Source organism: Arenimonas sp. (assembly GCF_041919775.1).
GTDB lineage: Bacteria > Pseudomonadota > Gammaproteobacteria > Xanthomonadales > Xanthomonadaceae > Arenimonas.
The window spans coordinates 50,963-73,547 of record NZ_JAYRTE010000012.1 but is presented as its reverse complement, the minus strand read 5'-3'; the positions used below and the strand labels follow the sequence as shown (position 1 = coordinate 73,547).

Here is a 22,585-nt window from a genome sequence, read left to right as displayed (position 1 = left end):
GATGCCCGACGCCCCTTCGCCCCGCCCGTGGTGGGGCACCGCCGCGCTGTCCGCGAATCGGATCCCGGGCCAGGACAATGCCCTGCCCCTGCGTCACCTGGCCTCGCTGATGGTGATCTACGGCCACAGCTACGACCTGTCCGCACCGATGGGCCAGGCCGACCTGGTGGCGCGCACCATGCCGGGATTCAAGGCGGGCACGCTGGCCGTGTATGTCTTCTTCACCCTCAGCGGTTTCCTGCTGATGCTGTCGATGCAGCGCCATCCCGGCTTCCTTCGCTACGCCTGGCATCGTTTCCTGCGCATCTTCCCGGCCTACTGGGTGATGCTGCTGACGACCGTGCTGCTGCTCGGCCCGGTCGCGACCACGCTGGCAACGGGCGATTATTTTTCCCATGGCGACACCTGGAGGCACCTGCGGGAAAACCTGCTGCCGCTGAGCTTCAACTGGCAGCTGCCCGGCGTCTTCGAAGCCAATCCCCTGCCCGGGGTCATCAACGGCAGCCTGTGGTCGCTCGGACTGGAGCTGCGCTGGTATGCCTACCTGGGCCTGTTGCTGCTGCTGGGAGCCGTGGCCCGTCGGCCGGTGTTCACTGCCATTGCCCTGGCCTTCGTCGGTTTCGCCGCCTGGGAGTGGACGATCGGCAAGCCCGATCCCCTGCATTACCGGGCGCTGTCGGTGACCTTCATGCTCGCGGCCCTGGTCGCCCAGTGGCGCGACCGGCTCCCGCTTTCCACGCCCCTGCTGCTCGCCACCATGGGCGCGGCCGCGCTGCTGCATGAGTCGCGGTGGTTCGGCCCGCTGGCCACGCTGGCGGTCATCTACGGCGTGCTGGTCATCACCTACCGACTGCCCGTGTGGCGCTGGTCGGCAAGCCGCGACTATTCCTACGGCCTGTTCCTCTACGGCTTCCCGGTGCAGCAGGCGCTGCTGGCGGCCTGGCCGTCGGTACCGCCGCTGGCGCTGTTCGCCTGCGCGACGCTGCTGGCAGCCCTGCTCGCGGCGCTGTCCTGGCACCTGGTGGAGCGGCCGGCGCTGGGCTTCAAGCGCGGTCGGCCGGCAATGCCGCCGGCCGCCGGTGCGGTTTACCAGACCAGGTCGTCGGGCACCTGGTAACGCGGGTCCGCGTAGGGGTCCTCTTCGGCCGGGGCGTTGGGGTCCACCTTCAGCGCCAGCAGGCTGGGCAGCAGGGCCGCGACCTCGTCGGCCAGCGCCACCGGCACCAGCAGGTAGCGGCCGTCCAGCTGCACCACCGCCAGTTCGCCCGCATTGAGCGCCTTGAGCTGGTCGGGCGTCACGTAGACGCGCTTGATCTTGCCGCCGTATTCGAAGTGCCGCGCGTGTTCGGCATCGGCCGCGTTCAGCGCCTTGTCCTTGAGCAGTTCCGCGACCTGCGCCTTGGCGGCGCGACGGCGTGCGGCCTCTTCCTGCTTCAGGCGCTCGGCCTCGATGCGCTCCTGCTTTTCCTTCTGGGCGCGGATCGCATAGGCCTTGGCCAGGTCGATCTCCTCCTGGCTGCGCGGCGCACGGGCGCCGGTGCGCGGTTTGCCCCGGCCGGACGCTGCGTCGCCGGCCTTGCCCGGACCACGATGGTCGCGCTTGCCGGACGCAGGTCCGCCGGCTTTACCGGGCGCACGACGGCCGTCGCCACGCTTGCCGTCCTTGCCGGCGGCCTTGCCGTCGTGTGCGGGACGCTCGCGCCGGGGTTCGGGCTCCGGGGCCTTGAAGCCCAGGCCCATCAATTTTTCACGCAGGGAATTGCTCATCGGGGGTCTTGCTTCAGTAATGCGGCGGCGGCGGTTCGTTGCCGGGGTCGGCATACAGCAGGGTGCGCAGCTGCTTGAGCTCGTCCGTCACGCGCACCAGGGTCTGGGCGTTGCGGGCCGATTCCATGCGGGCTTCCGCGAGCGCGTCGCTGAGTTCGGTGAGGGCGTGTTCCTGGAACGCGAGCCGGGTCTCGAGTTCGGCCAGGCGCTGTTCGATGTCAGTGGCCATGCCCGGCCCCCGGACCAGCCTGCAGGCTGCGCCCGCGCCCGATGCCGTAATAGGCCAAACCGGCGGCCTCGACCTGCGACGGTTCCCAGACGTTGCGGCCGTCGAACACCACGCGATCGCGCAGCGTGCCGGCCAGCGCGGCGAAATCCGGGCTCCAGAACGCCTTCCATTCGGTCACCAGCACCAGGGCGTCGGCGCCCTCCAGCGCTTCGGCGGGACTGGCGCACAGCACCAGGTCGTCGCGCTCGCCGAAGATGCGCCGGGTTTCGACCATTGCCTCGGGGTCGTAGGCACGCACGCGGGCTCCGGCTTCCCAGAGGTCGGCCAGAAGGCTGCGGCTGGCCGCTTCACGCATGTCGTCGGTATTGGGCTTGAAGGCCAGGCCCCAGACCGCGAAGGTCTTGCCGGCGATGTCGCCGCCGTAGTGGCGCAGGGCCAGTCCGGCCAGCTTGTGTTTCTGGCGGTCGTTCACCGCCTCAACGGCCTGCAGCAGGCCGGCCTCGTAGCCGACCTGGCGCGCGGTGCGCTCAAGCGCCTGCACGTCCTTCGGGAAACACGAGCCACCGTAGCCGGCACCCGGATAGATGAAGTGGTAGCCGATGCGCGGGTCCGAGCCGATGCCCTGGCGGACCTGTTCAATGTCGGCGCCGACGCGTTCGGCGATGTTCGCCATCTCGTTCATGAAGCTGATCTTGGTGGCCAGCATCGCGTTGGCGGCGTACTTGGTCAGCTCGGCCGAACGTTCGTCCATCACCACGAAACGTTCGTGGCTGCGGGTGAAAGGGGCATAGAGCCGCTTCATCGTCTCCACCGCCGCGGCGCTGCGCGCGCCAAGCACGATGCGGTCCGGGCGCATGCAGTCGTTGACCGCCGCGCCCTCCTTCAGGAACTCGGGGTTGGACACCACCTCGAACGGCACGTCGACGCCACGCGCGGCCAGCTCCGAGGAGATGGCTTCACGTACCCGGTCGGCGGTGCCGACCGGCACCGTCGACTTGTTCACCACCACCACCGGCCCGGCCAGGTGGCGGCCCAGGGTGCGGGCCACCGCCAGCACGTACTGCAGGTCGGCGCTGCCGTCCTCGTCGGGCGGCGTGCCGACCGCGATGAAGATGACCTCGGCATCCGCGATCGCCGCGGCCGCGTCGGTCGTGAAGCCGAGCCGGCCGGCCGCGTGGTTGGCCAGCACCATCGGCTCCAGGCCGGGCTCGAAGATCGGCACCTTGCCGTTCCGAAGCCCTTCCACCTTGGCCTGGTCCACGTCCACGCAGGTCACCTGGTGGCCGACCTCGGCCAGGCAGGTGCCCGTGACGAGGCCGACGTATCCGGTGCCAAAGACCGTGGCGCGCATCGATTATTCGACGATGTCGATGAGTTCGACTTCAAAGGTCAGCATGGTGTGCGGCGGGATCACGCCACCGCCGCCGCCTTCGCCGTAGGCCAGCTCGGACGGGATCCAGAAGGTGTACTTGCTGCCGACCTGCATCAGCTGCACGCCTTCGGACCAGCCCGGGATCACCTGGGCCAGGCCGAATTCGGCCGGCTGGCCGCGGTCATAGGAGCTGTCGAAGACCTCGCCGTCGGGCAGCGTGCCCTTGTAGTGCACGCGCACCATGTCGCCCGCCTTCGGCGTGGCGCCATTGCCGGCGCGCTCGACGCGGTACTGCAGGCCGCTTTCGGTGACCTTCACGCCCGGCTTGTCCTTGTTGGCGGCCAGGAAGGCGGCGCCCTCGGCCTTGGCGGCCGCGGCGGCCTCTTCCATTTCGGCCTGCTTGCGCGCCTGCAGCTTGGCGGTGAAGGTTTCCTGGATCAGCTTCATCTGCTCGTCGGTGATCTTCGGCTCGCGCTCTTCGAACGCGTCCTCCATCGCCTGGCGCACGACGTCCAGGTCCAGGTCCTGCTTGACCACCGCCATCGAACGGCCGATGTCCAGGCCGATCATGTAACTGACCTGGGCGCGTTCGGTTTCGAGGCCTTCGATGCCTTCGACGATCGGCGCACCGGCTTCGGCAGGCGCGGTTTCGGTGGTCCCGGCGGAAGCTTCGGCTTCAGCCTCCGGGGACTCGGACTTGCAGGCACTGAGGCTGAGCACCAGGCTGGCGAGCACCAGCGGCGCGGCGATACGCAGGGCAGAATTCATTGGGACAAAACTCCTGAGGGGGCGGGCCGGAACGGCACGTCGCCCGCTATTGTCGCGATGCACCGCCGCCACGGCAATCTCGGCCGCGGCGGCGGTTCAGCCGGGTCCCGGGCTCAGCCCGCCTTGGCGGCCTTGGCGGCGGGTGCCGGCTGGTCCAGCAGCTTCTCGATTTCCGCCACCAGCTTGGGATCCTCGGGCTTGGTGCGGCTGCCGAAACTGGCCACCACCTTGCCCTCGCGATCGATCAGGTACTTGTGGAAATTCCAGCCCGGCGCCTCGCCGGTGGCCGCGGCGAGGTCCCGGTACAGGGGCGTCGCATCGGCACCGCGCACCTGCACCTTCTCGAACATCGGGAATTTCACGCCATAGGTAAGCGTGCAGAACTCCTGGATGTCCTCCTCGCTGCCCGGCTCCTGGCCCATGAAATCGTTGGACGGGAAGCCCAGCACCGCGAAGCCCTGGTCCTTGTACTTGGCGTACATGGCTTCCAGGCCTTCGTATTGCGGGGTGAAACCGCACTTGCTGGCGGTGTTGACCACCAGCAGCACCTGGCCCCCGTAGGCCTGCGCCAGGTTCACCGTCTCCTTGCCGGCCAGCTTCCGGAAATCCCGGTCCAGCAGCGTTTCCCCGGCAAAAGCCGGGCTCATGGCCAGCACGCCGGCCAGCAGAACAAGCATTTTCCTGCCCATCGTCCATCCTCCGGCGGGGACCATCCGCGCCTATGCCATCAGTTTGCTCTCCCGGACGTGCAAAAGGTGTTGACAGTCGGTTTTGTGGTGTTATAGTTCGCTACAACACCTGACCAATACCTCACCAACGAGGGAGGGCGCACATGACCCCCAAGATCAAGACCAACCTGATGGCCCTGGCCGTGGCACTCGGCTTCCTGGTCGCCGGTTATGGCTTCGGCGAACCGCCGAGCCAGCCGGTCTCGTCGCCGACTGCGACGATCCTTGCCGCCGTCGAAATGGAGGAGCAGGCCAGCCCGGACGCCGAGGCCCTGCTCAAGGCCCACCGCATCAGCCGCGGCGCGCTCAAGCGCCAGATCTCGATGCCCTACGTGTCGATGGCCGCACTGATGCCGCGCGGGGAGTCCTGACATGACCATCGCCTGGAATGACAGTGCGCCGATCTACCGGCAGCTCAAGGACAAGGTGGTGGCGATGATGCTCGACGGCATCCTGCTGCCCGGCGAGGCCCTGCCCTCGGTCCGGCAGATCGCCGCCGAATACCAGCTCAATCCAATCACCGTCTCCCGCGCCTACCAGGAGCTGGCGGACGAAGGACTCGTGGAAAAACGAAGGGGACTTGGCATGTACGTGACCGAAGGGGCGCGCGAAAACCTGCTGGCATCCGAGCGGGACCGCTTCCTCAAGGAAGAATGGCCGCTGGTGGTCGAACGCATCCAGCGGCTGGGCCTGGACATCGGAAAGCTGATGGCCGACGCGAAGGAGACCTCCCGATGAGCGCCGTCATCTCCGCCCGCAACCTCTCCAAGCGCTACGGCAAGGGCAAGCCCGCCGTTGATTCGATCAGCTTCGAGATCCCCGCCGGCCGCATCGTCGGCCTGATCGGCCCGAACGGTTCGGGCAAGACGACCACGCTCAAGGCGGCGCTGGGCCTGGTGCCCTTCGAGGGCGAGCTCAAGGTGCTGGGCAAGAACCCGCGCACCCAGCGCGACGACGTGATGCAGGACGTGTGCTTCATCGCCGACGTGGCCGTGCTGCCGCGCTGGCTCAAGGTGAAGGACGCGGTGGACTTCGTCGCCGGCGTGCACCCGCGCTTCGACCGCAAGAAGGCCGAGGCCTACCTGGCGCACACCAAGCTGCACCCGGACATGAAAGTGAAGCAGATGTCCAAGGGCATGATCGTGCAGCTGCACCTTGCCCTGGTGATGGCCATCGACGCCAAGCTGCTGGTGCTCGACGAGCCGACGCTCGGCCTGGACATCCTCTACCGCAAGCAGTTCTACCAGAACCTGCTCGAGGACTATTTCGACGAGAACAAGACCATCGTCGTCACCACCCACCAGGTCGAGGAGATCGAACACATCCTCACCGACCTGATGTTCATCCGCGAGGGGAAGATCGTGCTCTCCGCGACGATGGACGAAGTGGGCGAGCGCTTCACCGAGGTGATGGTGCCGGCCGACAAGGCCGAGGCCGCCCGCGCCCTGAAGCCCATCGACGAACGCACCGTTTTCGGCAAGGCCGTGATGCTGTTCGACGGCGTGCCCCGCGAGCAGGTCGCCAGTTTCGGCGAGGTCCGCAACCCCGGCATCGCCGACCTGTTCGTCGCCACCATGAAAGGAACCTACGCATGAACACCTTCAAATGGCTTCTCAAGCGCGAATACTGGGAACACCGTGGCGGGTTCCTGTGGGCGCCGATGATCACCGGCGCGGTTTTCCTGGTCATCAGCCTGCTGGCGATCATCGCCGGCGAGACCATGCGCCGCGGCGTCGAACAGGGCGAGCTGCAGATGAACGGCGTCGAGCTGCGCATGCTCACCGAAACGCTCACGCCCAAGGAAATGGCGGAGCTGGGCGGCGGCCTCGACCTGGGCACGCTGATGGCCGGATCCTGGCCCCTGATCGTGCTGGCCTTCGTGGTGTTCTTCTACTGCCTGGGTGCGCTTTACGACGAACGCAAGGATCGCAGCATCCTGTTCTGGAAGTCGCTGCCACTGTCCGACGGTGAAACCGTGCTGTCGAAGGTGACCAGCGCACTGGTGGTGGCCCCGCTGTTCGCGATGGCCGCGGCGATCCTCACCTCGATCGGTTTCCTGGTGCTGCTCAGCGCCTATGTGCTGATGCACGGCGGCAATCCGCTGGCGCTGATCTGGGGTCCGGCCAGCCCGCTCACGATCGCCTTCCACATGCTGGCCACCCTGCCCGTCTACGCGGCCTGGGCCCTTCCCACCGTCGGCTGGCTGATGCTGGTTTCGGCCTGGGCCCGCACCAAGCCCTTCCTCTGGGCGCTGCTGGTGCCCGTGTTCGCCGGCATCCTGGTCACCTGGTTCGACGTGATGGAAATGTTCGGCTCCAGCGCCGCCTGGTTCTGGCAGCACGTGGTCGGCCGCCTGCTGCTGGGCACGATCCCGGGCATGGACCTGGTCTACCGCGGTTCGAACGACCCGGCCATCGTCAACTTCAACCCGGACGGCCCGCAGGACATCGTCACCCTGTTCTCCGCCCAGACCGCCTGGGGCGCCTTCGCCACCCCCGACCTCTGGATCGGCGTGGTCGTCGGTGCCGCGATGATCTTCGGCGCGATGCACTACCGCCGCAGCCGCGACGAAGGCTGATTTCCCCCGGCGGGGCGGTGTTTTCTGGCCGCCCCGCCTTTTTCCACCCCCACCCATCCGCTCTCACGAGGTATCCCATGTCCCGACTCTCCCTGCTCCTCCTGGTTCCGGTGCTGGCCCTGGCCGGCTGTGGCGGCAAGGACGACGGCGCCGGCGAACTGTCCCTGGCCGACAAGGTTGCGCGGGAAGTGCGCGAGGAAATGGCCACCGAGAACCTGGACCTCGGCCGTCAGAGCGGCCTGCCCCGCGCCGAACTGACGCCCGAGGGCGAGATGCTCATCGACGGCCAGCCCGTCGGCCTGGATCCGGCCCAGCGGGAACTCGCCCTGGCCTATCGCGGGAACGTGGCCGCCATCGCCGAAGCCGGCGCCGGCCTCGGCATGCAGGGCGCCGCCCTGGCCAAGGAAAGCATCGGCATCGCCATCAACGGCCTACTGAGCGGCGAAGGCACCGCTGCGGTCGAAAAGAACGCCAAGGACAAGGCCCGGGAGATCGAAACGGTCGCCAAGTCCCTCTGCGAGCGCCTGCCCGCGCTGTACGAAAGCCAGCAGGCGCTGGCTGCGGCGGTGCCCGAGTTCGCGCCCTACGCCGACATGGACGAGTCGGATATCGACGACTGCCACGTCAACGTCAACTGATCAGGGAAAACCACCCATGAAACTGCTTGCCCTGCCCCTGCTCCTCGTCTCCGGCCTGGCAACCGCCAGCGACTGCAAGCACGAGGAGATCCGCGAGATCGCGCCGGACCTGGACGGCATCCGCCTGGTGCGCTTCGAAGTCGCCTCGCACGACCTGCGCGTCGACGGCGTGGCCGGCGACGCCGCCACTTCGATGCGCGTGCGCGCCTGCGCGTCCGACCCGGACTACCTGCCGCAACTGGCGGTCGAAACCAGCCGCAGCGGCGATACGCTGCTGGTGCGCATCGAGCGCAAGGGTCGCAGCGTGGGCGTCTTCTTCAATCCCACCTACGCCTACATGGAGGTCGAGGCGCGGCTGCCGGCCGGCCTGGCCTACGAAATCGACCTGGGCTCGGGCGACGCGCAGGTCAACGGCGTCGCCAGCCTGTCTGCCGAAGTTGGCTCGGGTGACCTGGAAGTACGCGACATCGCCGGCACCGTGAGGGCCCAGGTGGGCTCGGGTGACATCGAGATCGACGACGCCGGCAGCCTGGACGTGCGCTCCGTGGGCTCGGGCGACCTCGACGCCAGCCGGATCCGCGGCGACGTACAGGTGGGCTCGGTGGGCTCGGGCGACGTCACGCTGAACGGTGTCGGCGGCAATGTCGGCGTCGGCCGCATCGGCTCGGGCGACCTGGACGTCGACGACGTCGCGGGCGACCTGGAGGTCGAACAGCTCGGCAGCGGCGACGTGGACCACAGTCGCGTCCGCGGCAAAATCAGCGTCCCGAAGAACTGAAACCGCGCGGGGCGGTCAGCCGCCGCCCCCGCCCGGCGCCCCGTGGATGCCGCCTTCGGCGAGCGCCGCCGGGTCGAGCAGCTTGCGCAGGGTCTTTTCATCGAGGCCGGTGCGCTCCATCGCCACCGACAGCACCGGCCTGCCTTCGCGGTAGGCCTGCTTCGCAATCGCCGCGGCGTTTTCGTAGCCGATCACCGGGTTGAGCGCCGTCACCAGGATGGGATTGCGGGCCAGCGCCTGTTCCAGGCGGTCGTGGCGCACGCTGAAGCCGGCGATGGCGCCATCGGCCAGCACCCGCATCGCACTGGCCAGCAGGTCGATCGACTGCAGCAGGTTGTGCGCGATCACCGGCAGCATCACGTTGAGCTGGAAGTTGCCGCTGGCGCCGGCCACCGTCACCGTGACGTGGTTGCCCATGACCTGGGCGCAGACCATGCACAGCGCCTCGGGCAACACCGGGTTCACCTTGCCCGGCATGATCGAACTGCCCGGCTGCAGCGCCGGCAGCTCGATTTCACCCAGCCCGGCCAGCGGCCCCGAGTTCATCCAGCGCAGGTCGTTGCCGATCTTCATCAGCGCCGTCGCCAGCGTATTGAGCTGGCCGGAGAGCTCGACCGCGCCATCCTGGGCGGCGATGCCCTCGAAGAGGTTGTTTGCCTGCGCGAAACGCTGGCCTGACAGTTTGCCGAGGTCCCTGGCCACGCGCCGCCCGAAGCGCGCATCGGCATTGATGCCGGTGCCGACCGCGGTGCCGCCGATGGGCAGGCGGTTCAGGCGCCCCAGGCTGTCGTCGATGCGCTCGGCGGCCGAGGCCAGCTGCGCCGACCACGCGCCCATTTCCTGGCCCAGGGTCAACGGCATCGCGTCCATCAGGTGGGTGCGCCCGGTCTTGACGACCTTGCCGACCCGGCGGGCCTTGCGGTCGATCGCCTGGCGCAGGTATTTGATCGCCGGCAGCAGGCGTTCCCGGCAGGCCAGCACCGCGGCCACCTGGATCGCGGTCGGCACCACGTCGTTCGAACTCTGGCCCATGTTGACGTGGTCATTGGCGTGCACCTGCGCCTTGCGACCCTTCGAGGCCAGGCGGGCGATCACCTCGTTGGCGTTCATGTTGCTGGAAGTGCCCGAGCCGGTCTGGAACACGTCCACCGGGAACTGGCCGTCGAGGTCGCCTTCGGCCACCTGCAGCGCCGCGTCACGGATGGCTTCGGCCACCTCGTCGGGCAGGTGCCCGAGCGAGGCGTTGGCGCCGGCCGCCGCCGCCTTGACCAGGCCGAGGGCCCGGATGAAGTCACGCGGCATGCGCAGGCCGGAAATGGGAAAATTCTGCACGGCCCGCTGCGTCTGGGCGCCGTAGAGCGCTTCGGCGGGGACCTGCAGTTCGCCCAGGCTGTCGGATTCGGTGCGGGTCTTGCTGGCCATGGTCGGACTCCGGAGGTGCGTGCCGGCAGCATAATGCCCCTTGTAGGAGCGCCTTCAGGCGCGAATCTTTTGACTTTGCCTTTGGCAAAGAAAAGATTCGCGCCTGAAGGCGCTCCTACAGGGGACGGGGCCGGGCGGCGAGCGGGTAGAATACGGGCCTCCCCCGCCCTGCCCGAGCCCGACCGATGTCCGACGCCGCCCTCACTGCCCTGTCCCCGATCGACGGCCGCTACGCCGGCAAGGCCGAGGCGCTGCGGCCGATCTTCTCGGAATACGGGCTGGTCCGCGCCCGCGTCCGGGTTGAAGTCGAATGGCTGCTGGCCCTGGCGGCCGAGCCCGGCATCTCCGAGCTGGCGCCATTCTCCGACGCCGCCGCCGCGCGCCTGCGCGCCCTGGCCGACGGGTTTTCGGTGGCAGACGCGGCCCGGGTGAAGGAGATCGAGCGCACCACCAACCACGACGTCAAGGCGGTCGAGTACTTCATCAAGGAGCGCCTGAAGGACGACGCCGAACTCGGCCCGGCGCTGGAGTTCGTGCACTTCGCCTGCACCAGCGAGGACATCAACAACCTCAGCTATGCGCTGATGCTGCAGGAGGCCTACACGCGGGTCATCGCGCCGAAGACCGCGGACGTCATGGAATCCCTGCGCGCGATGGCGCACGAACACGCGGCCCTGCCGATGCTCTCGCGCACCCACGGCCAGACCGCCTCGCCCACCACCGTCGGCAAGGAAATTGCCAACGTCGTCGCGCGCCTGCAGCGCCAGGTCGCCGTGATGCACGGCGTCGAGTTCCCCGGCAAGATCAACGGCGCGGTCGGCAACTACAACGCCCACGTGGTCGCCTACCCGGACGTTGACTGGCCCGGGCTGGCGCAGCGTTTCGTCGAATCCCTGGGCCTGGACTTCAACCCCTACACCACCCAGATCGAACCTCACGACGGCATCGCCGAGCTCTGCGACGCCCAGCGCCGCATCAACACCGTGCTGGTGGACCTGTGCCGCGACGTCTGGGGCTACATCTCGCTGGGCTATTTCAAGCAGGCGGTGAAGGCCGGCGAAGTCGGCAGCTCGACCATGCCGCACAAGGTCAACCCGATCGATTTCGAGAACGCCGAGGGCAATTTCGGCATCGCCAACGCCCTGCTCGGCCACTTCTCCGAGAAGCTGCCGATCAGCCGCTGGCAGCGCGACCTGACCGACTCCACCGTGCTGCGCGCGCTCGGCACCGCCTTCGGCCATTCGCTGGTCGCGCTCGACGCACTGCAGCGTGGCCTGGGCAAGCTCAGCGCCAACCCGGAGCGCCTGGCCGCCGACCTCGACGCCGCCTGGGAAGTGCTGGCCGAACCCGTGCAGACGGTGATGCGCCGCCACGGCCTGCCCAACCCCTACGAACAGCTCAAGGCGCTGACCCGCGGCCAGGGCATCACCGAAGCCTCGATGCGCGACTTCATCAATGGCCTCGACCTGCCGGACGACGCCAAGGCCCGCCTGCTCGACCTCACCCCCGCCAGCTACATCGGTCACGCCGCGTCGCTGGCGAGTGGGGTTTGATTTTTTGCCGCGGCGAGAGACCAAATGCCCCGATACCCGATTGAAGTCACCGGATCGACGAAGCAACCGCTGGGCATGCCGGCGGCGGCGTTCCTGCGGGACTACTGGCAAAAGCGGCCGCTGCTGATCCGCCAGGCGTTCCCGGGATTCCAGTCGCCGATCTCGCCCGAAGACCTGGCTGGCCTGGCCTGCGAGGAAGCGGCGCTGTCGCGCATCGTGCTGCACGACCGCAAGCGCGACCGCTGGGAACTGCGCACCGGCCCCTTCGACGAAGCCATGTTCCCGGAGCTGCCGCGCCAGGACTGGACCCTGCTGGTGCAGGACGTCGACAAGTGGGACATGGACATCCGCGACCTGCTGAAGGCCTTTCGCTTCCTGCCGGCCTGGCGGCTGGACGACATCATGGTCAGCTTCGCGGCGCCCGGCGGCTCGGTCGGCGCGCACGTGGACCAGTACGACGTTTTCCTGCTGCAGGCGCAGGGCCACCGGCGCTGGCAGATCGACAGCCGTCCGGGAGCACCGCTGGATTTCCGCGACGACGTCGAGCTGAAATTGCTCACGCACTTCGACGCCGACCACGACTGGGTGCTGGGCCCCGGCGACATGCTTTACCTGCCGCCCGGCGTGCCCCACCACGGCGTCGCCGAGGATGCCTGCCTCACGTTCTCCGTCGGCATGCGCGCCCCGTCGCGCGCCGAACTGATGGTGGACCTGGCCGAGGAACTGGCCGCCTCGCTGCCCGACGAGGCGCGTTACGCCGACCCCGACCTGGCGCCGCCGGCGGACGCCTGGGAAATCGACGAGGCCGCGTTCGGGCGACTGCGCGCGGCGCTCGCCGACCTGCAGGCGCTCGACGAACAGCGCCTGCGCACCTGGTTCGGCCGTTTCATCACCCAGTACCGCGCCGGCGGCGAAATCGCCGCGCCGGCCCGGCCGCCGAACGCTGACGCGGTGGCCACCGCCCTCGACCAGGGGGGCATGCTGCTGCGCCACCCGCACGCCCGGGTCGCCTGGACGCGCGATGGCCGCAAGGCCAGTCTCTTCGCCAATGGCCTGGTGCAGTCGATGGGCATCGCCGACGCCCGCCGGCTGGCCGCCGCCGAACGCCTGGACGCCGCCGGACTGGCCGCGCTCGGCGCCGCGGGCCGTGAAGCCCTGCATACCCTGGTGGCCGCCGGCCACTACCAGCTGGTCAAGCCCCGACGCCGACGGTGACGCCATGATCCCGACCGATTTCCGCATCGAACCCGCCGATTACGCCACCGACCTGCCGGACCTGCGCAAGGTCCGGGAAACGGTCTTCATCCTCGAGCAGAATGTGCCCGAGGAAGAGGAATGGGATGAGCTCGACCCGCGCAGCCACCACGTGCTGGCGCGCGACGGAAACGGCCAGCCGATCGGCACCGGCCGGCTGACCCCGGAACACAAGATCGGCCGCATGGCCGTGCTGCGCGAATGGCGCGGCCGCGGCGTCGGCGACGCCCTGCTCGTGGCGCTGATGGACCGCGCCCGCGGCCTGGGCTGGACCGAAGTGAAGCTCAATGCCCAGGTGGCGGCGATGGACTTCTACGCCCGCCACGGCTTCGAAGCCTATGGCGAACGCTTCATGGAAGCCGGCATCGAACACCAGGCCATGCGCCGCGCGCTCGAACCCCTGGCCGGCCCGGAGCGCCCGCCGGCCCGCCCGCGCGGCCCCTCGGTGGCCGCCGAAGAATTCGACAGCCTGTCGGCGGCGACCGAGGCCACGATCCGGCTCGTCGACGATGCGCGGCGCGAGCTTTTCCTGTTCAGCCGCGACCTCGACCCGGTGCTGTACTCCCAGCCCGCGGTGATCGACGCCTTCCGCCGCTTCGCGACCGCCGGCCGCGGCGGCACGGTGCAACTGATCGTCCTGGATCCGGCCGCGGTGCAGGGCCAGGGCCACCCCCTGCTCGGCCTGGCGCAGCGGCTGACCTCGGTGTTCCAGTTCCGCACGCCGGTCGAGGACGTGGACCTGCAATACCCCTCGGCCTTCCTGGCCAACGACCGCGACGGTTACCTGTTCCGCCAGCTCGGCAGCCGCTGGGACGGCGACTGGAGCCCGGCCCACCCGGCGCGCACCCGCCAGCTGGCCGATCATTTCGGCCGGGTCTGGGAACGGTCCCGCGCCTGCACCGAATTCCGGGCCCTGGGCATCTGAACATCCCGTGTCCGGGACCCGCGTCGGGTTCTAAAGCCTGGCCGTGCGGGCTATAATCCCGGGCCTTGTCGTCGCCCCCGCGCGGCGCCCCGACATCCCATTCCATCAATCACTTACCCGTCGTCGAGACGGGCCAGGCCAGGGTCGTGGACAGTCTGATCAAGAAGTTTAAACAGACCTCTCAGCTCGCCGGCGGCAACGCCGCCTATATCGAAGACCTGTACGAACAGTACCTGGTCGATCCAGATGCGGTCCCCGCCGCCTGGAAAACCTACTTCGACGGCTTCAAGGGCCGCGAGGCCGGCGACGTGCCGCATTCGGCCGTCATGGCCCGGGTCCAGGCCGCTGCCCGCGCCCCGCAATCGGGCGGCGTGGACGACGAAACCGCCCGCAAGCAGGCCGCCGTCGGCAAGCTGGTCACCGCCTACCGCTCGCGCGGTCACCTGGGCGCCCAGCTCGACCCGTTGGGCATGATGACCCGCCCGGAGGCCCCGGACCTGGGCCTGGCCCACCACGGCCTGGCCGACGCCGACCTGGACCGCGAGTTCACCGTCGACACCTGGTTCGGCGCGCCCAAATACAAGCTGCGCGACCTGCTGGCCAAGCTGCGTGCGTCCTACTCGGGCAGCATCGGCGCCGAGTTCATGCACATCTCCGACGTGCAGCAGCGCCGCTGGATGCAGCAGCGCCTCGAGGGCGCCACCGCCGGCTACGGCCTGGACAAGGACGCCCGCCTGCGCCTGCTCGAACGCCTGACCGCCGCCGAGGGCCTGGAGCGTTACCTGCACACCGCCTTCGTCGGCCAGAAGCGCTTCTCGCTCGAAGGCGGCGAGTCGCTGATCCCGCTGATGGACACCCTGATCCGCCACGGCGGCAGCGCCGGCATCAAGGACGTGGTCATCGGCATGGCCCACCGCGGCCGCCTGAACACGCTCGTCAACACGATGGGCAAGCCGCCGCACAAGCTGTTCGACGAATTCCGCGGCCAGTTCGAGCACAACAACGACCCGGCCTACTCGGGCGACGTGAAGTACCACATGGGTTATTCGTCCGACGTCGCCACGCCCGGCGGCCCGGTGCACCTGGCCCTGGCCTTCAACCCCTCGCATCTCGAAATCGTCGATCCCGTGGTCGCCGGCTCCGTGCGTGCGCGCCAGATGCGCCGCGGCGACAGCGAACGCAAGCAGGTGCTGCCGATCCTGATCCACGGCGACGCCGCCTTCGCCGGCCAGGGCGTGGTTATGGAACTGTTCCAGATGTCGCAGGCGCGCGGTTTCGCGGTCGGCGGCACGGTGCACGTGGTGGTCAACAACCAGGTCGGCTTCACCATCAGCCGCCCGGACGACGCCCGCTCCACGCTCTACAGCACCGACCCGGCCAAGATCATCGGCGCGCCGGTGCTGCACGTGAACGGCGACGATCCCGAGGCCGTGGCCTTCTGCGCCCGCCTGGCCTTCGACTTCCGCCGCGAATTCGGCCGCGACGTCGTGATCGACCTGGTCTGCTACCGCAAGCACGGCCACAACGAGGCCGACGAACCGGCGGCGACCCAGCCACTGATGTACAAGAACATCCGCGCCCGCAAGTCCACGCGCGAGCTCTACGCCGACAAGCTGGCCACCGAGGGCGTGATCGACGCCGACGGCGCCAAGGCGCTGGTCGACGGCTACCGCGAAAAGCTCGACAAGGGCGAGGTCACCACCGAACTGGTGAAGGTCGAGGCCGATCCCTTCGCGGTGGACTGGTCGCCCTGGCTGGATGGCGCGCTGGCCGACGAGGTCAAGACCGCCGTCAAGCGCAGCGAACTCGACAAGCTGGCCACGCGCATCAACGCGCCGCGCGAGAACCTCAAGCTGCACGCGCGTGTCGCCAAGATCTATGAAGACCGCCGCAAGATGGCCGCCGGCGAGCTGCCGATGGACTGGGGTTTCGCCGAGAACCTGGCCTACGCCACCCTGCTTTCGGAAGGCTACAAGCTGCGCATCGTCGGCCAGGATTCCGGCCGCGGCACCTTCTTCCACCGCCACGCCGTGCTGCACGACCAGGCTACCGGCACCTCGGTAATGCCGCTGCGCGACCTGGTGGACAACCCCGAGCACGCGATGATCATCGACTCGCTGCTCAGCGAGGAAGCGGTGATGGCCTTCGAGTACGGTTATTCGACCGCCGAGCCGGGCACGCTCAACATCTGGGAAGGCCAGTTCGGCGACTTCGCCAACGGCGCCCAGGTGGTGATCGACCAGTTCATCACCTCGGGCGAGTCCAAGTGGGACCGCCTCTGCGGCCTGGTGCTGTTCCTGCCGCACGGCTACGAAGGCCAGGGCCCCGAGCACAGCTCGGCGCGCCTCGAGCGCTTCCTGCAGCTGTGCGCCCTGGACAACATCCAGGTCTGCACGCCGACCACGCCCGCGCAGATGTTCCACATGCTGCGCCGGCAAATGCTGCGCGCCACCCGCAAGCCGCTGGTGGTGATGACGCCCAAGTCCATGCTGCGCCACAAGCTGTCGGTCTCGGACCTGGACGACCTGGCCAAGGGCAGCTTCCAGAACCTCATCCCCGACAGCACCTGCAAGGATGCGAAGAAGGCGCGCCGGGTCGTGGTCTGCGGCGGCAAGGTCTATTACGACCTGGTCGAAGCCGCGGCCGCGAAGAAGATCAAGGACGTCGCGATCGTTCGTGTCGAGCAGCTCTACCCGTTCCCGCGGGCGCTGCTGGCCGCCGAACTCAAGCGCTTCGGCGCCGCGAAGGAAGTGGTGTGGTGCCAGGAAGAGCCCCTGAACCAGGGCGCCTGGTACCAGATCCGCCACCACCTCGACTTCTGCCTCGCCAAGGGCCAGTCGCTGAGCTACGCCGGGCGTTCGCGCTCGGCCTCGCCGGCCGCCGGCCACCTGAACACGCACAACGCCGAACAGGCGCAGCTGATCGAAGACGCCCTGGTCAGCGCGCCCAACACGCACACCACCGAATAAGCCCCCACTCCACGCCAGCAGGACCTTGTCCATGAGCATCGAAGTCAAAGTCCCGGTCCTTCCGGAATCCGTGTCCGACGCCACCATCGCCACCTGGCACAAGAAGGCCGGCGATTCCGTCCGTCGCGACGAGAACCTGCTCGACCTCGAGACCGACAAGGTCGTGCTTGAAGTTCCCTCGCCGGTCGACGGCGTGCTCAAGGAGCTCAAGTTCAAGGAAGGCGACACGGTGAACAGCCAGCAGGTCGTGGCGATCATCGAGGAAGGCGCCGTTGCCGAGGCGCCGAAGGAAGAGAAGAAGGCCGAGGACAAGCCGGCCGCGAAGGCCGAAGCGGCCCCGGCCCCGGCCAAGTCCGGTGGCAAGGCCGAGCTGCCGCCCGGCGCCGCGGCCCATGCCGCCCGCAACGACGTGAACCCGGCCGATGTCGCCGGCACCGGCCGCGGCGGCCGCGTGACCAAGGAAGACGTGGTCAACCACATCAAGGTCGGCGGCGGCGCCCGCCCCGAACAGCGCGTGCCGATGACCCGCATCCGCCAGCGCATCGCCGAACGCATGATGGAGTCCAAGAACTCCATCGCCATGCTCACCTCCTTCAACGAGGTGAACCTCGGCAAGGTCATGGCCATGCGCAAGGAGCTGGGCGAAGGCTTCGAGAAGACCCACGGCATCAAGCTCGGCTTCATGGGCTTCTTCGCCAAGGCCGCGGCCAACGCGCTGCAGAAGTTCCCGGCGGTCAATGCCTCCGTTGACGGCACCGACATCATCTACCACGGTTATGCCGACATCTCGATCGCCGTGGCGACCGAAAAGGGCCTGGTCACGCCGGTGCTGCGCAACGTCGAGAACATGAGCTTCGCCGACGTCGAGTCGTCCATCGCCGGTTACGCCAAGGCGGCCCGCGAAGGCGGCCTCAAGCTCGAGGACCTGCAGGGCGGCACCTTCACCATCACCAACGGCGGCACCTTCGGTTCGCTGATGTCCACGCCGATCGTCAACCCGCCGCAGTCGGCGATCCTGGGCATGCATGCCATCAAGGAGCGCCCGATCGCCGAGAACGGCCAGGTCGTGGTGGCGCCGATGATGTACATCGCGCTCAGCTACGACCACCGCATCATCGACGGCAAGGACGCGGTGCTGTTCCTGGTGGACATCAAGAACCAGCTCGAAAACCCGCACCGCATGCTTTTGGGGCTCTGATCATGGCTGAACAATTCGACGTCGTCGTCATCGGTGCCGGTCCCGCCGGCTACCACGCCGCCATCCGCGCCGCCCAGCTGGGCATGAAGGTCGCCTGCATCGACGCGGCGCTGGGCAAGGACGGCAAGCCGGCGCTGGGCGGCACCTGCCTGCGCGTGGGCTGCATCCCGTCCAAGGCGCTGCTCGACAGCTCGCGGCAGTTCCACAACCTGCAGCATCTGTTCGGCGAACACGGCATCACCGCCAAAGACCCGAAGATCGACGTCAAGACGATGGTTGGCCGCAAGGACAAGATCGTCAAGCAGTTCACCGGCGGCATCGCCCAGCTGTTCAAGGCCAACAAGATCACGGCCTACTACGGCTTCGGCACCCTGCACGCGGGCAAGAAGGTCGTGGTGAAGCAGCACGACGGCAAGGAAGTCGAACTCGCCGGCAAGCACGTGATCATCGCCGCCGGTTCGGACTCGATCGAGCTGCCGTTCGCGAAGTTCGACGGCAAGCACATCGTCGACAACGTCGGCGCGCTCGATTTCGAAGCCGTGCCCAAGCGCCTTGGCGTCATCGGTGCCGGCGTCATCGGCCTGGAGCTGGGCAGCGTCTGGAAGCGCCTGGGCGCCGAGGTCACCATCCTCGAGGCCATGCCCGACTTCCTGGCCGCGGCCGACGCGGAAGCCGCGAAGGTGGCGCTCAAGGAGTTCAAGAAGCAGGGCCTGGACATCAAGCTCGGCGCCAAGGTCAGCAAGGCCGAAATCAAGAAGAACGAAGTCCACCTGACCTACAACGACGGCAAGGACGACCAGTCCCTGGTCGTCGACAAGCTGCTGGTCGCCGTCGGCCGCAAGGCCGCCACCAAGGGCCTGCTGGCCGACGACAGCGGCGTGAAGCTCAACGATCGCGGCCAGGTCGAGGTGGACGAACACTGCAAGACCAGCGTCGATGGCGTCTGGGCCGTGGGCGACTGCGTGCGCGGCCCGATGCTGGCGCACAAGGGCTTCGAGGAAGGCATCGCGGTCGCCGAGCTCATCGCCGGCCTGCCGGGCCACGTCAACCTCGACACCGTGCCCTGGGTCATCTACACCGAGCCGGAAATCGCCTGGGTCGGCAAGACCGAGAAGCAGCTCAAGGACGAGGGCACGCCCTTCAAGACCGGCAGCTTCCCGTTCGCCGCCGTCGGCCGTGCGGTCGCCATGGGCGAACCCGCCGGCTTCGTGAAGGTGATCGCGCACGAGGAAACCGACCGCATCCTGGGCATGCACCTGGTCGGCGTGAACGTTTCCGAGCTGGTGCACGAAGGCGTGCTGGCCATGGAATTCCACGGTTCGGCCGAGGACCTGGCGCGCATCTGCCACGCCCACCCCACCCTTTCGGAAGCCATCCACGACGCCGCCATGGCGGTCGACAAGCGCGCCATCCACAAGGCCAACTAAGCCATGGGCGTGCCGGAAAAATTCCGCGCATTCCGCATCCACGGCGAAGGCGGCCACCGCGCGGGCATCGAACAGGTCGGCATTGACGACCTGTCGCCGGGCGAAGTGGTGGTCCGGGCCGAGTGGTCCAGCGTCAACTACAAGGACGCCCTGGCCGGCACCGGCGAGGGCAAGATCCTGCGGCGCTTTCCGCTGGTGGGCGGCATCGACGTCGCCGGCCACGTGGTGGCGTCCACCGATCCGCGATTCCGCGAAGGCGACCCGGTGCTGTGCACCGGCTCGGGCCTGTCGGAAACCCGTGACGGCGGTTATTCCGAATACGTGCGGCTGCCGGCCGAATGGACCATCCCGCTGCCGGCGGGCCTGGGCCTGCGCGAAGCGATGATCCTGGGCACGGCGGGATTCACCGCCGGCCTGTCGCTGCTGCGCATGGAAGCCAACGGCCAGACCCCGGCCATGGGCCCGGTGGTCGTCACCGGCGCCACCGGTGGCGTCAGCATGCTGGCGATCGACATCCTCACCCGCGCCGGCTACGAGGCGCATGCGATCACCGGCAAGTTCGACCAGCTCGACTTCCTCACCCGCCTGGGCGCGAAGCAGGTGCTCGACCGCCGGGACATGCACTGGGGCCAGCGCCCGCTGGAAACCGCGATCTGGGCCGGCGCGATCGACAGCGTCGGCGGCGATACCCTGGCCGGCCTGAGCCGCGCGATCTCGCCCTACGGCAACATCGCCGCCTGCGGCCTGGCGGGCGGCCATGCGCTGCATACCACCGTCATGCCCTTCATCATCCGCGGCGTTTCGATCCTCGGCATCGCCTCGGCCGGCACGCCGCGCCCCCAGCGCGAAAAGGTCTGGGAGCAGCTGGCCGGCCCCTGGAAACCCGCGCACCTGGACGCGATCTGCACGCGGGAAGCCACGCTGGACGAGCTTCCCGAGGTTTTCCCGACAATGCTGGCCGGCGGATCCTTCGGACGAACGGTCGTCCGGATCTGACCCGGGTTGCACCCTGACCGCCCCCCCGGCATACAATCCCCTTACCCGTTGGAGGCCCATTCATGGCACGCATCCTGATCGTCGATGATTCCCCGTCCCAGCTGATGGGCATGAAGCGCATTGTTGAAAAGCTGGGCCACGAAGCCCTGACCGCCGAAGACGGCGCCGCCGGCGTCGAAGCCGCCAAGGCCAACGTCCCCGACCTGATCCTGATGGACGTGGTCATGCCGAACCTCAACGGATTCCAGGCGACCCGCGCGATTTCCAAGGAATCGACCACCGCCCACATCCCGATCGTGCTGGTCACCACCAAGGACCAGGAGACCGACAAGGTCTGGGGCATGCGCCAGGGCGCGAAGGCTTACATCACCAAGCCCTTCAACGAAGCCCAGCTGATCGAGGTCATCAACAGCCTGCTTTCGGCCGGCTGAAGAGAACGGCGTTTTTGCCACGGATAGACACGGATGAGGCAAAAGCAGCCGACCCGATGAAAAGAAGAAGGGCCCCGCGGGGCCCTTTTTCATTCGTGGCCAGAAACTAAGCCCGGCGCGGGTCGAAGTCGAAAGCGCCGGCCATCTGTTCGTAGAGCGCCTTCTGGGCCTCGGTCGTCGCCTTGGGCGCGCGTACCTCGAGTTCGACGATCTGGTCGCCGGCCGCCGGTTTACCCGGCAGGCCGCGGCCGCGCAGGCGCAGTTTGCGGCCGGTGTCGGAGTCGGCCGGCACGCGCAATTCCACCGTGCCGCCCAGGGTGGGCACGCTGACGGTCGTGCCCAGGGCCGCCTGCCAGGGCGCCAGCGGCAGCGTGTAGAGCACGTTGCGCCCATCCACCTCGAACTCGGCGTGCGGCCGGTAGTCCACCTCGAGCTTGAGGTCGGCGCCGCGGCGGCCCTGCCCTGCCAGGCGGATCACCTGCCCGGGTTTGATGCCGGCCGGAATGCCGACCTCGAGCTTGCGGCCATCCACCTCGATGCGCTGCTTGCCGCCGGTGTAGGCCAGCTCCAGCGGGATCGCCAGCTTGGCGCGGGTATCACCCGGCGGCTCGGGCCGGCCGCGCGGACGGGCACCGCCACCGAACAGCGACTCGAAGAAGTCGCTGAAGCCACGACCGCCGAAATCCTGCTCGAAGCGGAAGCCCTGGCCACCGAAGCCGCCGGCGCCGAAATCCGGCGGGGGCCGGAAATCCTCGCCCGGGCGATAGCCCTGCGACTTGAGCTGGTCGTAGGCCGCGCGCTTTTCCTTGTCGCGCAGCACTTCGTAGGCCTCGTTGATGGCCTTGAAGCGTTCCTCGGCACCTGCTTCCTTGCTGACGTCGGGGTGGTACTTGCGCGCCAGACGGCGATAGGCGGTCTTGATCTCCGCCTCGCCGGCCGTCGGTTCGACGCCGAGCGTGTCGTAATAGTCCTTGAACTGCATGGTCTGGCCTTGTCGAAAAAACACCCGCGGACAGTGCCGCGGGTGCAGTTTACGCGGGCAGGAGCTTCGCGGCTGAAGCCGCTCCTACGGGGTGCCGGGCGTCACGAGACCTGGATGCGGCGCGGGGTGGTTTCGGGGCGCTTGGGAATCGCGATCTCGAGCACGCCGTGCTTGCCGGTGGCGGTGACGCCTTCCGGGTTGGCGCTGTCGGGCAGCGCGAATCGCCGGTAGAAGACGCCGTGGGCCCGCTCGACGCGCGAATAGCGTTCGGACTCGGCCACCGCTTCGGTCTTGCGTTCGCCCTTGATCGAGAGGATGCCCTTGTCCATCTGCACTTCGATCTCTCCGGGGTCCACGCCCGGCAGGTCGGCCAGGATGAGGAAGCGGTCGGCCTCCTCCTTGATGTCCACACGCGGCATCCACTGGCTGGTGACCACGCTGGAGGCGTCGTCGGTTTCGCCGCTGAAGAACTTGTCGAACACCTGCTTGATCTCGTCCTGCAGGGCCCGCGGCTGGTGGGCGGAATAGCGGATCAGGCTCATGGTTTGTCTCCGTGGTTGCGGCGGCGCG

General features: G+C 68.2%; 23 protein-coding genes. 15 read left to right on the top strand and 8 right to left on the bottom strand.

The window, feature by feature from the left end:
• Position 1 precedes the first annotated feature (1 nt).
• The gene (locus ACE3TE_RS08600) at positions 2-1,117 is read left to right on the top strand and encodes an acyltransferase family protein (RefSeq protein WP_374604052.1); all 1,116 of its coding nucleotides are present in this window, start codon (positions 2-4) and stop codon (positions 1,115-1,117) included.
• Here the strand turns inward: ACE3TE_RS08600 and ACE3TE_RS08595 are convergent.
• The 5 genes from ACE3TE_RS08595 to ACE3TE_RS08575 form a co-directional block, all read right to left on the bottom strand.
• Positions 1,087-1,767, bottom strand: a complete 681-nt coding sequence (locus ACE3TE_RS08595; protein ID WP_374604051.1) for a DUF2058 domain-containing protein — start codon at positions 1,765-1,767, stop codon at positions 1,087-1,089. The genes ACE3TE_RS08600 and ACE3TE_RS08595 overlap by 31 nt on opposite strands.
• Before the next feature lie 13 nt (positions 1,768-1,780).
• Positions 1,781-1,996: a SlyX family protein gene (locus tag ACE3TE_RS08590; protein WP_374604049.1), complete on the bottom strand. Its 216-nt coding sequence runs from the start codon at positions 1,994-1,996 to the stop codon at positions 1,781-1,783.
• Positions 1,986-3,347 carry a UDP-glucose/GDP-mannose dehydrogenase family protein gene (locus ACE3TE_RS08585; RefSeq protein WP_374604047.1) on the bottom strand — a complete coding sequence of 454 codons (1,362 nt, stop codon included), beginning with the start codon at positions 3,345-3,347 and terminating at the stop codon, positions 1,986-1,988. The genes ACE3TE_RS08590 and ACE3TE_RS08585 overlap by 11 nt, the downstream gene beginning before the upstream one ends.
• A 3-nt stretch (positions 3,348-3,350) precedes the next feature.
• Complete coding sequence (locus ACE3TE_RS08580; RefSeq protein ID WP_374604045.1) at positions 3,351-4,136, bottom strand: FKBP-type peptidyl-prolyl cis-trans isomerase; 786 nt, start codon at positions 4,134-4,136, stop codon at positions 3,351-3,353.
• A 113-nt stretch (positions 4,137-4,249) separates the two neighbouring features.
• Complete coding sequence (locus tag ACE3TE_RS08575) at positions 4,250-4,825, bottom strand: glutathione peroxidase (protein ID WP_374604043.1); 576 nt, start codon at positions 4,823-4,825, stop codon at positions 4,250-4,252.
• Positions 4,826-4,968: 143 nt separating this feature from the next.
• Here ACE3TE_RS08575 and ACE3TE_RS08570 point away from each other — a divergent pair, with 143 nt between their 5' ends.
• The 6 genes from ACE3TE_RS08570 (at position 4,969) to ACE3TE_RS08545 (ending at position 8,858) form a co-directional block, all read left to right on the top strand.
• The gene (locus tag ACE3TE_RS08570) at positions 4,969-5,235 is read left to right on the top strand and encodes a hypothetical protein (protein WP_374604041.1); all 267 of its coding nucleotides are present in this window, start codon (positions 4,969-4,971) and stop codon (positions 5,233-5,235) included.
• Position 5,236: 1 nt separating this feature from the next.
• Complete coding sequence (locus tag ACE3TE_RS08565; RefSeq protein WP_374604040.1) at positions 5,237-5,602, top strand: GntR family transcriptional regulator; 366 nt, start codon at positions 5,237-5,239, stop codon at positions 5,600-5,602.
• Positions 5,599-6,459 (top strand): ABC transporter ATP-binding protein, encoded by an 861-nt coding sequence (locus tag ACE3TE_RS08560; RefSeq protein ID WP_374604038.1) that lies wholly within the window; start codon positions 5,599-5,601, stop codon positions 6,457-6,459. Before ACE3TE_RS08565 ends, ACE3TE_RS08560 begins: the two co-directional genes overlap by 4 nt.
• The gene (locus ACE3TE_RS08555; RefSeq protein WP_374604036.1) at positions 6,456-7,442 is read left to right on the top strand and encodes a hypothetical protein; all 987 of its coding nucleotides are present in this window, start codon (positions 6,456-6,458) and stop codon (positions 7,440-7,442) included. Before ACE3TE_RS08560 ends, ACE3TE_RS08555 begins: the two co-directional genes overlap by 4 nt.
• A 77-nt stretch (positions 7,443-7,519) precedes the next feature.
• Positions 7,520-8,080 carry a hypothetical protein gene (locus ACE3TE_RS08550; RefSeq protein WP_374604035.1) on the top strand — a complete coding sequence of 187 codons (561 nt, stop codon included), beginning with the start codon at positions 7,520-7,522 and terminating at the stop codon, positions 8,078-8,080.
• 16 nt (positions 8,081-8,096) lie between these two features.
• Positions 8,097-8,858 carry a GIN domain-containing protein gene (locus ACE3TE_RS08545; protein WP_374604033.1) on the top strand — a complete coding sequence of 254 codons (762 nt, stop codon included), beginning with the start codon at positions 8,097-8,099 and terminating at the stop codon, positions 8,856-8,858.
• 15 nt (positions 8,859-8,873) lie between these two features.
• On the opposite strand, the gene ACE3TE_RS08540 is transcribed toward ACE3TE_RS08545, so the two are convergent.
• Entirely contained in the window at positions 8,874-10,280 is a 1,407-nt protein-coding gene (locus tag ACE3TE_RS08540) for a class II fumarate hydratase (protein WP_374604032.1), read from the bottom strand.
• A 185-nt stretch (positions 10,281-10,465) separates the two neighbouring features.
• Between ACE3TE_RS08540 and purB the strand changes: the two genes are divergently transcribed.
• The 8 genes from purB (at position 10,466) to pilH (ending at position 21,033) form a co-directional block, all read left to right on the top strand.
• Positions 10,466-11,833, top strand: coding sequence for an adenylosuccinate lyase (gene purB, locus ACE3TE_RS08535; protein WP_374604030.1), 1,368 nt, complete (start codon positions 10,466-10,468; stop codon positions 11,831-11,833).
• Between the two features lie 24 nt (positions 11,834-11,857).
• Complete coding sequence (locus ACE3TE_RS08530) at positions 11,858-13,048, top strand: JmjC domain-containing protein (protein WP_374604029.1); 1,191 nt, start codon at positions 11,858-11,860, stop codon at positions 13,046-13,048.
• A gap of 4 nt (positions 13,049-13,052) precedes the next feature.
• On the top strand, positions 13,053-14,012 hold the full coding sequence (locus tag ACE3TE_RS08525; protein ID WP_374604028.1) for a GNAT family N-acetyltransferase: 960 nt from the start codon (positions 13,053-13,055) through the stop codon (positions 14,010-14,012).
• A gap of 146 nt (positions 14,013-14,158) precedes the next feature.
• On the top strand, positions 14,159-16,981 hold the full coding sequence (locus tag ACE3TE_RS08520; protein ID WP_374604027.1) for a 2-oxoglutarate dehydrogenase E1 component: 2,823 nt from the start codon (positions 14,159-14,161) through the stop codon (positions 16,979-16,981).
• A 31-nt stretch (positions 16,982-17,012) separates the two neighbouring features.
• On the top strand, positions 17,013-18,179 hold the full coding sequence (odhB, locus tag ACE3TE_RS08515) for a 2-oxoglutarate dehydrogenase complex dihydrolipoyllysine-residue succinyltransferase (RefSeq protein ID WP_374604026.1): 1,167 nt from the start codon (positions 17,013-17,015) through the stop codon (positions 18,177-18,179).
• Positions 18,180-18,181: 2 nt separating this feature from the next.
• Complete coding sequence (lpdA, locus tag ACE3TE_RS08510; protein WP_374604024.1) at positions 18,182-19,606, top strand: dihydrolipoyl dehydrogenase; 1,425 nt, start codon at positions 18,182-18,184, stop codon at positions 19,604-19,606.
• 3 nt (positions 19,607-19,609) lie between these two features.
• The gene (locus ACE3TE_RS08505) at positions 19,610-20,602 is read left to right on the top strand and encodes an oxidoreductase (RefSeq protein WP_374604022.1); all 993 of its coding nucleotides are present in this window, start codon (positions 19,610-19,612) and stop codon (positions 20,600-20,602) included.
• A 62-nt stretch (positions 20,603-20,664) separates the two neighbouring features.
• On the top strand, positions 20,665-21,033 hold the full coding sequence (gene pilH, locus ACE3TE_RS08500) for a twitching motility response regulator PilH (protein ID WP_188662457.1): 369 nt from the start codon (positions 20,665-20,667) through the stop codon (positions 21,031-21,033).
• A 106-nt stretch (positions 21,034-21,139) separates the two neighbouring features.
• Here pilH and ACE3TE_RS08495 read toward each other — a convergent pair whose 3' ends face one another.
• A complete protein-coding gene (locus ACE3TE_RS08495; protein ID WP_374604021.1) occupies positions 21,140-22,015 on the bottom strand; it encodes a DnaJ C-terminal domain-containing protein in 876 nt (291 codons plus the stop codon).
• Positions 22,016-22,116: 101 nt separating this feature from the next.
• Positions 22,117-22,557: an Hsp20/alpha crystallin family protein gene (locus ACE3TE_RS08490; RefSeq protein WP_374604019.1), complete on the bottom strand. Its 441-nt coding sequence runs from the start codon at positions 22,555-22,557 to the stop codon at positions 22,117-22,119.
• Positions 22,558-22,585: the final 28 nt, after the last annotated feature.

Bases quoted from the DNA above. Each gene is read 5' to 3' on its own strand.
- ACE3TE_RS08600 (WP_374604052.1), top strand. From the start codon at position 2: ATGCCCGACGCCCCTTCGCCCCGCCCGTGGTGGGGCACCGCCGCGCTG.
- ACE3TE_RS08595 (WP_374604051.1), bottom strand. From the start codon at position 1,767: ATGAGCAATTCCCTGCGTGAAAAATTGATGGGCCTGGGCTTCAAGGCC.
- ACE3TE_RS08590 (WP_374604049.1), bottom strand. From the start codon at position 1,996: ATGGCCACTGACATCGAACAGCGCCTGGCCGAACTCGAGACCCGGCTC.
- ACE3TE_RS08585 (WP_374604047.1), bottom strand. From the start codon at position 3,347: ATGCGCGCCACGGTCTTTGGCACCGGATACGTCGGCCTCGTCACGGGC.
- ACE3TE_RS08580 (WP_374604045.1), bottom strand. From the start codon at position 4,136: ATGAATTCTGCCCTGCGTATCGCCGCGCCGCTGGTGCTCGCCAGCCTG.
- ACE3TE_RS08575 (WP_374604043.1), bottom strand. From the start codon at position 4,825: ATGGGCAGGAAAATGCTTGTTCTGCTGGCCGGCGTGCTGGCCATGAGC.
- ACE3TE_RS08570 (WP_374604041.1), top strand. From the start codon at position 4,969: ATGACCCCCAAGATCAAGACCAACCTGATGGCCCTGGCCGTGGCACTC.
- ACE3TE_RS08565 (WP_374604040.1), top strand. From the start codon at position 5,237: ATGACCATCGCCTGGAATGACAGTGCGCCGATCTACCGGCAGCTCAAG.
- ACE3TE_RS08560 (WP_374604038.1), top strand. From the start codon at position 5,599: ATGAGCGCCGTCATCTCCGCCCGCAACCTCTCCAAGCGCTACGGCAAG.
- ACE3TE_RS08555 (WP_374604036.1), top strand. From the start codon at position 6,456: ATGAACACCTTCAAATGGCTTCTCAAGCGCGAATACTGGGAACACCGT.
- ACE3TE_RS08550 (WP_374604035.1), top strand. From the start codon at position 7,520: ATGTCCCGACTCTCCCTGCTCCTCCTGGTTCCGGTGCTGGCCCTGGCC.
- ACE3TE_RS08545 (WP_374604033.1), top strand. From the start codon at position 8,097: ATGAAACTGCTTGCCCTGCCCCTGCTCCTCGTCTCCGGCCTGGCAACC.
- ACE3TE_RS08540 (WP_374604032.1), bottom strand. From the start codon at position 10,280: ATGGCCAGCAAGACCCGCACCGAATCCGACAGCCTGGGCGAACTGCAG.
- purB (WP_374604030.1), top strand. From the start codon at position 10,466: ATGTCCGACGCCGCCCTCACTGCCCTGTCCCCGATCGACGGCCGCTAC.
- ACE3TE_RS08530 (WP_374604029.1), top strand. From the start codon at position 11,858: ATGCCCCGATACCCGATTGAAGTCACCGGATCGACGAAGCAACCGCTG.
- ACE3TE_RS08525 (WP_374604028.1), top strand. From the start codon at position 13,053: ATGATCCCGACCGATTTCCGCATCGAACCCGCCGATTACGCCACCGAC.
- odhB (WP_374604026.1), top strand. From the start codon at position 17,013: ATGAGCATCGAAGTCAAAGTCCCGGTCCTTCCGGAATCCGTGTCCGAC.
- lpdA (WP_374604024.1), top strand. From the start codon at position 18,182: ATGGCTGAACAATTCGACGTCGTCGTCATCGGTGCCGGTCCCGCCGGC.
- ACE3TE_RS08505 (WP_374604022.1), top strand. From the start codon at position 19,610: ATGGGCGTGCCGGAAAAATTCCGCGCATTCCGCATCCACGGCGAAGGC.
- pilH (WP_188662457.1), top strand. From the start codon at position 20,665: ATGGCACGCATCCTGATCGTCGATGATTCCCCGTCCCAGCTGATGGGC.
- ACE3TE_RS08495 (WP_374604021.1), bottom strand. From the start codon at position 22,015: ATGCAGTTCAAGGACTATTACGACACGCTCGGCGTCGAACCGACGGCC.
- ACE3TE_RS08490 (WP_374604019.1), bottom strand. From the start codon at position 22,557: ATGAGCCTGATCCGCTATTCCGCCCACCAGCCGCGGGCCCTGCAGGAC.